This is a genomic window from Collinsella sp. AF29-7AC (assembly GCF_003475665.1).
Classification (GTDB): Bacteria; Actinomycetota; Coriobacteriia; order Coriobacteriales; family Coriobacteriaceae; genus Collinsella.
Window position 1 is genome coordinate 1 of record NZ_QRQX01000035.1, and the last position, 8,995, is coordinate 8,995.

Sequence of the window (8,995 nt, forward strand, 5' to 3'; positions counted from 1 at the left end):
TCAAAATCGTTTGACTATTAGCGGCTAAAATCGCCCGGCGCTAACAGCTGGCCATAGTAAGGACGATTGGCATCCTCGTCTGAGACAATCAATCTCACGGAAACGCCTTGCTGCCTTTTTGCTCTGAGCTCATTTATAAAGGCCCGATTGGTCAGCCATGCCACTGCAGCCCAGATGGAATACCGCGCATCCCGGATACCTTGGATAATTTCTTCTTGAATATTGGTAAACACGACATCATGTTCCGTGTATTCAACATCTTCGGATTGAATAATCTTTGGGCGAAGGGTCAATTCTCCTAAAGCATACTCATCGCTTTCTTCGTACACGTAATTGATTATGTCGTACAAATCGTCATATTGATTATTGGCTTCATTCAGAAGGGGTACGGGTATGCGCAGCTCAATATCTTCGTATCGCTGATTAGGGCGCCCATGCCGCACAAACCCCCATTGGGGTTTTCTATTCAGCGTGACTCTTCTGAGTATGGGCAATAAGTCGTCTTTTTTCCCTGAATACTTTTTATCGAATTTCAAGACCTCAATCATAGTCCTTACGAATAATTCGTCATCCATTACATCCTCCAACATAAGAAACTAGGCATTTAGCTGCATGGAGCAAGGATGTTTTTGAGTGCCTCAACCATCCAGCTTTCGAGCGCACCACTCAATAAGCCTCCGATAATTCCGAATGCAGCAATTTTGTAATCATGAAGCTTCTGCTACCTTTTCTCCTCTTTGTTCAGGGCAACAACGGTGGCGTAATCATCTACGAAATTAAATCCTCTTTGAGTGACTCCCCCAAAGAGGAATCCACCATCGCTACCATGGCCTTTTATCAAGCCCGCTTCGTGTAGGCCGTTGTAGAGCTCAATATACTTTTCGATGAAACAGTACTTCTCGCCCGTGAGATGAAGGTGATTCTCGGCAACAAAACCGCTACCCTCACTTCCCCCTCAGCCGCAACTAGCAGATTCAACCCCTCAAGCTCACTGCTCTGCAAGTCGACACCATTTACTGAGTACATCGGCACCGCCTGAAATTATCCTTAAAGCTCAACACTAGAGACATCGAATTCACCTGACATAAGTTTAGACAGCAGAGTGTCACGAAGCTCGATGAGAGCGACAATTTCTTTTCTGTTTGAGAGAAGCATATCGTATAGAGGGGCAACTTTTCCAGAGAAAGCTTGCAGGTCATCAACGTCGGAAATCACCTTCTTGCCATAATCTGTTCCTTTCTCTCGACTAATGGTATGGCGTTTCGAGTGTATAGGCGGCGGACCGCTGGGGCGCGGTACTCAAGCGCGCCGCTGGCGGTACTGAAGGGCAATTTTCACGTTTTTGAATGGCGGTACTGAAGCGCGTTATAAGTGGTACGGAGAAAGACGATTACTCAGTCAATGAGATTCCTTTCTCTAAATACAGAAAAAGGAATCAGTAACTCACAATTATGTCGCCGCAATAAGGGGGGGCGGGGGAATGGAGGCCCCGTCCCCCTTATCTATATGCAATGATATTGCTTGCACCTATTGTGAGGCTGCATTTAGATCTCACAAGTGGTAATAGCGATTTCCAGGTTCTCCCACGGTGAAATTCGGGTTCATGTATGGATCGCCTTCGACATAGTAGTTTGCCCAGCGATAATTCATGTACGCGACCTCTTTGTGGAAGCGAATCTGCTTGTCCGTGTTGTTTTCAACGCCTCTAGAAATTGACTCGTAATGATACAGCTCGACTTCGGGCGTGTATACAATCAGATCGTTAATCTCGCGAAGCTTTAGGCAAAAGTCAACATCATTAAATGCGACTTGAAGCTCTTCGGTGAAACCTCCGACTTTTTCGTATTCGCTTCGTTTGGTCATGATGCAAGCCGCCGTGACGGCGCTGAAATCTTGCTGCGCATCGTTGAGTGCAAAATAGCCCCAGTTGTCTTTTGGCATGCTTTGGCAGAGATGTCCTGCCACGCCGCCCGTGACGCATAGGCCAGCGTGTTGAATGGTGTTGTCGGGATAGTAGAGTTTTGCACCAACTGCGCCAACATCCTCGCGTGCGCAGATGCCAAGCATAGTTTCAATCCAATTGGGCGTAATCACTTCGGTGTCGTTATTCAGCAGCAAGAGATAATTTCCCTTGGCACGGGCCACTCCAAAGTTCATGAGCTTGGAAAAGTTAAATTCGTGCTCCCAGGTAACAAGGCGAACGATATCAGGGTATTTGGCTTGTAACTTATCGTAATACTCGAACGTCGCATTTTCCGTGCTGTTATTTTCGATTATCACAAGCTCGTAATTGTCGTATGTGGATTTCTCGACAATTGACGTAATGCAGTTATCGAGGATATTAGCGTAATCTTTGGTTGGAATGATGATCGAAACGAGCGGATGGGAATCTGGCGCGGCATAGGTTACTTTATATGTAAAGGGACGACGTGCCTGTTCAACCTTTGCATTGAGCCCAAGCCTGTCCAAATGATTCTGAACTGCTTTGATTCCTGCGATAGTGGCATACGGCTTGCTGTCGGCATTAGCCGCGGTTGATGTTTCGCTTAGGCGCCAGTGATATAGAACTTTTGCAACATGGTGGACATTCCTTGCCTTTTCAACGGCCCGGAGAGTCAAATTATGATCCTGGGCTCCATCGAACTCTTTCGTATTCGGTTCTAGAGTGTCAAGAAGGGACTTACGGATGGTAAGCATGTGGCATATATAGTTATTATTTCTGAGTAAATCGATATTGAAATCCGGTTTAAAGAACGGCTGTGCCAGCTTTCCATCGGGCATGAGTTTGTCTTCATCGCAATAAAGAAGATCAACGTTATCATTGTTTTCAATTGCCTCGGCATACGAGAACAACAAATCCGGTTCAAGGATGTCGTCATGGTCAAAGAAGCTGACGAAATCGCCCGAAGCAGCAGCTACTCCGGCATTTGTGTTTTCGGAAATGCCCTTATTCTCGGCAAGGGTAATTGATTTAATTCTGTTGTCGCGGGCTACCTCATGCTCAACGCGAGCCTTTAGTTCCTGATTGTCAGGGCTTGCATTAACTAGGAGGAGCTCCCAGTTTGCATAAGACTGGTTTTTTACGGATTCGACCATATCGTTAAAAAACGAAATGGGCGTGTTGTAAAGAGGGACAATGATGCTGAATTTCGGAGCGCTATTGAAGACGATTTTTCTCTGCTTCTCCAGTGCACCAATGGTTGCCTTATGCTCTGTAAACCATTCGGGGTATTCAGGGTCAAACTGCGCATGGGTAAAGAGGAAGTTGGTCTCCTCAAGAAGCAAGCCTAATTTATCAGGCGTTAAGCAGTCAAATGCACTGAATGATGGGTGATTTTGATCGTCAATAATAAAATAGTAACGATCAAACGCCTTTGGCATGCGGATCGAGAGCTGCGTTTCAAGTTGCTTTTTCTCGGATGTAAATCCAACGCTCGTTACATTTGAACCGAAATTGACTATGCTCAGCCCAACCTCATTGAGGAACCGGTCGAGGCAGCGAAGTTTGATTTGCGAGTCATTGCGGTACGGTGTTCTAACCGTGCACCTCAGGATATACTCGTTTGAATCTTCGATGCACTGCCAAAAATCAATCGTCGCCATCTCAAACTCTGAAACGTCATCGTAATTTCGGAGTTTGCTGCACATGTCAGGTTTAATTTTGTAGTTAAGACGCGACTCCCATTTGATGTTCTTGCAATTGAGCGAAAGGGAGTCGCTGCTCAGGTTGCAACCGTCTTTGCCGATTTCGTTAAACTCAATTTTAATGGCTCGGGTATCGGGGTCGGGGATTACAAGAACGTATGAGTTCGATTCGCCGTTATTGTCCTTGAATTTTAGAAGAGACAAAGGTAAGCGGCGGTCGTCATCCGTTGCCGCTTGAGCTTTTATGCTGGAGCCTTCATGGATGCCTTCTATTTTAAGTTGCTGGTAGATTTTCCAGTTTCCTCTGCATACTCCGGTTGTTTCGACTCGCATTGTTTGCCTTTCGTTTGTTGGACACTGCTCATTGTACTTATTCACTTCATGTCTCGCTATAAATGCAGAGAGGAGTTCCGTGATTTCTGGCATTCTTAGATGTGTCGCTATGAGTTCGTCAGACGCTCCGTTCCGCTGTGTTAACATCGAAGAGGACATCTACGTACATCACGCTTTCTGTCGCTGTTGAGGTTCAGGTTATTGTCCTCGCGGCGCTCTGCTTCCTAGTCGTTGCTCATTTCGGGTCCATTGACTTCAAGGGGGTTATTATGAAAGTTGTCTTGTTTGTTGGAGGGGCTGCAAGGGTCCTAGGCGGGGGCTGCGCCCAACGAACGGATTGACGTGACGTGCGAGGTGTGTCCTAGGCCCGGGGGTTCGAATCCCCCGGCCCCCTCCGTAAAGAAAGAACCGCCATTGGGGCGACCCTTATCTCCTGGGGTGGCCGATTCGGCCGCCGCCACTCTTTTCCAGGTCTGCGGACCTGTGTTCGTCCTGGAACGGAAACAGGCTCCTCGCTATCACCCAGAGTATTCCGATGATCTCGGCGGTCGTCGCGCCCATCCAGGAAATTATCACCTCGGTAGGGATTTCGCGCTGCAGCCACATGAGACGGGCGGTGTACGCGACGACGAGGGTGTTGCATGCGACCAGCTGCCACTTGACGCACTTGAGCGCGGCCTTTCCGAGTTCGGACCGAAGGTCGTTCTCCGCCTCCATCCTCTTGACCACGCTCTCGGCCTGGGCCGCCTTGGCTCGCCGTTCCCGCTCCTCGCTCGAGCATTCGACCCTGACCTCGTCTAAATGGGCGCTTTCGATGGGGAAGACGTTTGCTCTCCTTTGTGCCGAACCCATGAGGTCGATTGCCTCTTGTGTCCCTTTTGGTGACCTGCTTCCGCGCTGGTCTGCGCTATCGCAGCCCAAGGTTTTCCACCCTATGGCCCACGGCGGTTACGGATACGTCGAGTATGTCCGTCATCTCACCGATGCTACAATTGCCCGCCCAGAGTTTCGCTACGACCTGTGCCGGCATGAGGAGCGCGGCGGCAAACGAGTTCGCCCATATCTCCTCGGGGTCTGTCCCTCGAGACGAGAGGGCGTCCCTTCGCTCAATGACCCCAGCAACCTCCCCGTCTCCTAGGTTTTGGTACGAGTGGATGTAGAGGCGCTCCGTCACCTCGCACGCCGTTATGTGCCCACCGCCTCATCCAGCTCGTCCGCGACCCTGTAGTGCGTGTTTGTGTCAATGGCTAACTGAACAGCGCATTGGACCAAATATGGTCCAATGGTTGGAGTCTTGTGGTCCGTAAGGACGTGAACCAAAGAGGCTGCATGCTTGGCTCTCTCCGTCCTTCTTTTGTGCAGTTCTGCAACCTAGGTTCGGCCTCGCGTATACTTATATCATCTGTGTACACCCAACTCTGGAGGTCCAACCTATGAAAGGCATCATCCTCGCGGGTGGCTCGGGCACGCGTCTGTACCCGCTCACGCTCGTCACCAGCAAGCAGCTGCTGCCGGTCTACGACAAGCCCATGATCTACTACCCGCTTAGCACCCTCATGCTGGCGGGCATCCGGGATATCCTGGTCATCTCCACCCCGACCGACCTGCCCAACTTCGAGCGCCTGCTTGGGGACGGCTCGCGCTACGGCGTGAACCTGTCCTACGCCGAGCAGCCCTCGCCGGACGGCCTTGCGCAGGCCTTCACCATCGGCGAGGACTTCATCGCCGGCGAGCCGTGCGCGCTGGTGCTCGGCGACAACATCTTCTACGGCAACGGCCTGTCCCGCCACCTGACGCGCGCCGTCCAGAACGCCGAGTCGGGCCGCGCCACGGTCTTCGGCTACCACGTGGACGACCCCGAGCGCTTCGGCGTCGTGGAGTTCGACGGGGAGGGCAGGGCCGTCTCCATCGAGGAGAAGCCCGCCGAACCCAAGAGCTCCTACGCCGTCACCGGCCTGTACTTCTACCCGGGCGACGTGGCAGCCAAGGCGCACGAAGTGAGGCCCTCGGCCCGCGGCGAGCTCGAGATCACCACGCTCAACCAGATGTACCTGGAGGAGGGGACGCTGTCCGTGGTGACCCTCGGCCGCGGCTACGCGTGGCTGGACACCGGCACCATGGAGAGCCTGCACGAGGCCGCGGAGTTCGTCCGCGCCGTGGAGCACTCCCAGGACCTGCCCGTGTCCGTCCCCGAGGAGATCGCCTGGGAGAACGGCTGGATCTCCACCGCCGAGCTTGAGGAGGCCGCCAAGGCCTACGGCAAGTCGGTCTACGGGCGGCACCTGAAGAAGGTCGCCGCCGGCGAGATCGTCAACAGCCCGCGCGAGTACTAGCGCAAGCTTGTTTTCTTTTAGGGGTCACCGTTTATCTGGTGGCCCCTTTCGTTATGATTACGTTGACCATAAAGACAATATGATTGGGAGTGGATGTGTTAAGCGTCTACTTTGGCGATATGCCAGAAGCGATTTACAACACAGCGACATATTTCAAAAACTCTTACCGGTCTTCTTGGATTACGGATCCCTATGCAGTCTCGATAATTAAAGATGTTGATCGATCGGATGTTGTCTCCGAAAACGTCATCGAAAGCCCTGTGCTTGGATTCATCTCCCCACTCCAGCTTTCTGGTGGCGTGAAATCGCTGCTGCTTATGAGATTTGATCGTAAGCAAATTTTTAACGCTTCTACCTGTGGTGACAACTGTGCCAAGTGGATTCTCGACATGGCGAAAGACCGCAAGCTTGTTGTGAATCTCTATCATGTGATGGACTTTGGTCGCGAGGATTTTAAAATTAAAGTCGTGAATAGCGGCCGAATCGTTCACAACATGGCCGAATTGATTCACGAGTCGATTCCGTATCTGTAGGTACTGCTTATGAACGGTTCGCATCTCGTTAAGATTTCCCGCCGCAGGGGAACTAAGTACACATTTACCATCAAGCGGAACATCACTATTGTGCGTGGCGATAGTGGCACGGGTAAGACGACACTGTTTGACATGGTCGCAGACTACATGCGAACGGGCGAGCAGTCGGGCGTTTCCTTGCAATGCGATTGTCCCTGTGTCGCCCTGACCGATTATGATTGGCGAAACCAGCTTTCGTCCGTTCATGACTCGATTGTATTTGTCGATGAGGGCTTAAAAGAGATCCATTCTGATGAGTTTGCCCATCATGTGCTGTATTCCTCGAATTATTTCGTGCTGATCTCAAGGGCTGATTTCCCCAATCTTCCGTATAGCGTGGATGAGATTTACAAGATTAAGACGAGCGGAAAATACCATTCTTTCGTCCCTGTTTATCAAGATCGCGGGAATCATCGTTATGCTATTTCCCGGTCGGCGCCAAAACAGGACTTTTCTATCCTTCTATGCGAGGACAGTAAGTCTGGTTTCCAGTTCTTTGAACGGCATTTCGCTGACAGTGAGCTTACCTGTACTTCGGCCATGACGAACAGCGCGATTTTGGGCTGGTTGGATCAGCATCTCGACGATCGCGTGTTTGTTGTCGCGGACGGGGCGGCATTTGGGTGCTATGCGGACCGCGTCCTTAAGCTGCAAGACATTCACCGCGATACTGTTACGGTTTGTCTTCCCGAATCATTCGAGTGGCTTCTACTGAGCTCCGGCGTAATTTCAGAGCTAGATGTTAAGACGGTTTTGGAAACCCCAGAAGCCTTTGTAAACAGTGAGAAGTTTAAAAGCTGGGAGGATTTCTTCTATAAGTACTTACGTGAAATAACTGGGGATTCGGTTTTTCACTACGACAAAGACTGCATTTCGGAGGCGTTTTGTACAGGAGGTAATTCTGCGAAGGTTATGGCTCTTATCGCATGCCGAAATGTCCGATAGTTTTGTTGAATAGCGTCGCGGCGTCACTTCCTGCGGCATACTAAAGAAGCTGTACATGCTTCAGATTGGATTTTCATGTCTGAGATTTTCGAACCCAAGAATATCATCGTCACGGGCGGCTGCGGCTTCATCGGCAGCAACTTCGTGCACTACGTGGTCAACAACCACCCCGAGGTGCACGTCACCGTCCTGGACAAGCTGACCTACGCCGGCAACCCCGAGAACATCGCGGGGCTGCCCGAGGATAGGGTCGAGCTCGTCGTGGGCGACATCTGCGACGCCGAGCTGCTGGACAGGCTGGTCCCCGGCCACGACGCCATCGTGCACTACGCCGCCGAGAGCCACAACGACAACTCCATCGCCGACCCGGAGCCGTTCCTGCGCACGAACGTGGAGGGCACCTTCCGCCTGCTGGAGGCCGTGAGGAAATACGGCATCCGCTACCACCACGTCTCCACCGACGAGGTCTACGGCGACCTGGCGCTCGACGACCCGGCCAAGTTCACCGAGGAGACGCCCTATAAGCCCTCCTCGCCGTACAGCTCGACCAAGGCCAGCTCCGACATGCTCGTGCGCGCATGGACCCGCACCTACGGCCTGCGCACCACGATCTCCAACTGCTCCAACAACTACGGCCCCTACCAGCACGTGGAGAAGTTCATCCCGCGCCAGATCACCAACATCATCGACGGCGTGCGCCCCAAGCTCTACGGGAAGGGCGAGAACGTGCGCGACTGGATCCACACCGAGGACCACTCCTCGGCCGTCTGGGACATCCTCACCAAGGGCCGCACGGGGGAGACCTACCTCATCGGGGCTAATGGCGAGAAGAACAACATCACCGTCCTGCGCATGATCCTGGAGGCCATGGGCCGCGACCCCGAGGACTTCGACTGGGTCGCCGACCGTCCCGGCCACGACCGCCGCTACGCCATCGACTCGATGAAGCTCCAGCGCGAGCTCGGATGGAGGCCGGCGCACACCGACTTCGTCGGGGGCCTCAAGGCCACCATCGACTGGTACGTCGCCAACGAGTCCTGGTGGCGGCCGGCCAAGGAGGCCACCGAGGCCAGGTACAGGGCCCAGGGCCAGTAAGACCGCATCCCGGCGAACCGCGCCGCGGGGCGCCCGCGCGGGGCCGCAGGGCATGGGGATGACCCTGCGGCC

7 protein-coding genes are annotated in these 8,995 nt (G+C 52.6%); 4 read left to right on the top strand and 3 right to left on the bottom strand.

The window, feature by feature from the left end:
* Positions 1-17: 17 nt before the first annotated feature.
* The 3 genes from DWZ15_RS10010 to DWZ15_RS10020 form a co-directional block, all read right to left on the bottom strand.
* On the bottom strand, positions 18-575 hold the full coding sequence (locus DWZ15_RS10010) for a phosphatidylserine synthase (protein ID WP_118450774.1): 558 nt from the start codon (positions 573-575) through the stop codon (positions 18-20).
* 976 nt (positions 576-1,551) lie between these two features.
* On the bottom strand, positions 1,552-3,978 hold the full coding sequence (locus DWZ15_RS10015) for a glycosyltransferase (RefSeq protein ID WP_158572525.1): 2,427 nt from the start codon (positions 3,976-3,978) through the stop codon (positions 1,552-1,554).
* A gap of 426 nt (positions 3,979-4,404) precedes the next feature.
* A complete protein-coding gene (locus tag DWZ15_RS10020; RefSeq protein ID WP_055252554.1) occupies positions 4,405-4,830 on the bottom strand; it encodes a hypothetical protein in 426 nt (141 codons plus the stop codon).
* A gap of 581 nt (positions 4,831-5,411) precedes the next feature.
* On the opposite strand from DWZ15_RS10020, the gene rfbA reads away from it, so the two are divergent.
* The 4 genes from rfbA (at position 5,412) to rfbB (ending at position 8,923) form a co-directional block, all read left to right on the top strand.
* Complete coding sequence (gene rfbA, locus DWZ15_RS10030; RefSeq protein WP_118450775.1) at positions 5,412-6,311, top strand: glucose-1-phosphate thymidylyltransferase RfbA; 900 nt, start codon at positions 5,412-5,414, stop codon at positions 6,309-6,311.
* Positions 6,312-6,406: 95 nt separating this feature from the next.
* Positions 6,407-6,844, top strand: coding sequence for a DUF4869 domain-containing protein (locus DWZ15_RS10035; RefSeq protein ID WP_118450779.1), 438 nt, complete (start codon positions 6,407-6,409; stop codon positions 6,842-6,844).
* 9 nt (positions 6,845-6,853) lie between these two features.
* Positions 6,854-7,828, top strand: coding sequence for a hypothetical protein (locus DWZ15_RS10040; protein ID WP_070097171.1), 975 nt, complete (start codon positions 6,854-6,856; stop codon positions 7,826-7,828).
* A gap of 75 nt (positions 7,829-7,903) precedes the next feature.
* Entirely contained in the window at positions 7,904-8,923 is a 1,020-nt protein-coding gene (gene rfbB, locus DWZ15_RS10045; protein ID WP_118450777.1) for a dTDP-glucose 4,6-dehydratase, read from the top strand.
* The last annotated feature ends 72 nt before the right edge of the window (positions 8,924-8,995 follow it).